The sequence below is a fragment of the Oleiphilus sp. HI0043 genome (assembly GCF_001634935.1).
In genome coordinates this window covers 1-826 of sequence record NZ_LWEY01000810.1, presented here as the reverse complement: position 1 = coordinate 826, position 826 = coordinate 1, and the positions used below count along the sequence as shown (strand labels likewise).

Here is an 826-nt window from a genome sequence, read left to right as displayed (position 1 = left end):
AGAAAAACCGCCTAGTAAAACCTTGTTGTACTGTTTTTTCAGCTGTAGAGCATAGTGGTCAACAATGTCTTGCCAATCTTCATAGTGAGAGAGCATTAAGTCCGAAGGCTTACTTCCGTGCCCAGGCAAAAGTAAAACGTGAACAGCATACCCTTCGCCGTGGAGCGATTTAGCAATATCAGAAAAAGAATAAGGCGAGTCTCCCAAGCCGTGAACCAGCAATACAGCTTTCTGTGTCGGCTCATTAGGCATCAACATAAACGGTGCGTTCATGTTGATCTCTTTTTGCTTGTTCTGTGAAATAAAACTTCGGTTATGCGATAACCATGCTCTAGACACCTCTATATAGCTTTCAAAGTCTCGCTGAATATAATTGTAATACTCAGCACTCTGATGCAAAGGCATTTTGCTGTCCGGCATACTCGCACAACCTTTAACAATCATCAGTGCTGTAAGCACCAAAGCAACGCGCGCTATTAAACGTAACATGATTCTCTCCTTCTGACTTACAGCATGCTGCCCGCTTCCATAGCGATCCATCACTGAGCCCACCATGACGTCGCCATACAATAAGTAAACTAATCAGTGCAGTTTACTTATTTAAATTGAAAAGTAAACTATGCAGTGTAAAAATGTACTTTATTGGTATTTAAGCTGTTGAGACTCAATGTGAACGTAATCTGTCAGACCTTAAGCGAAAAAAGCAAAAGCCGCAGTGAATTAAAGAGAGAGGCGATCATTGATGCCGCGAGAAAAGCCTTTAAGGAATATGGCGTAGATGCGACAAGCATGGATAAGCTAGCGGAAATTGCCCAGGTATCAAAGC

The 826-nt window shown here is 42.3% G+C and carries 2 protein-coding genes; one reads left to right on the top strand and one right to left on the bottom strand.

Annotation, left to right across the window (positions count from 1 at the left end):
- Nucleotides 1-489 (bottom strand): carboxylesterase (locus A3729_RS09260; RefSeq protein WP_197475731.1); only part of this gene is annotated, 489 nt, incomplete at its 3' end.
- Between the two features lie 180 nt (nt 490-669).
- Here A3729_RS09260 and A3729_RS30720 point away from each other — a divergent pair.
- Nucleotides 670-826 (top strand): TetR/AcrR family transcriptional regulator (locus A3729_RS30720; RefSeq protein ID WP_231877395.1); only part of this gene is annotated, 157 nt, incomplete at its 3' end.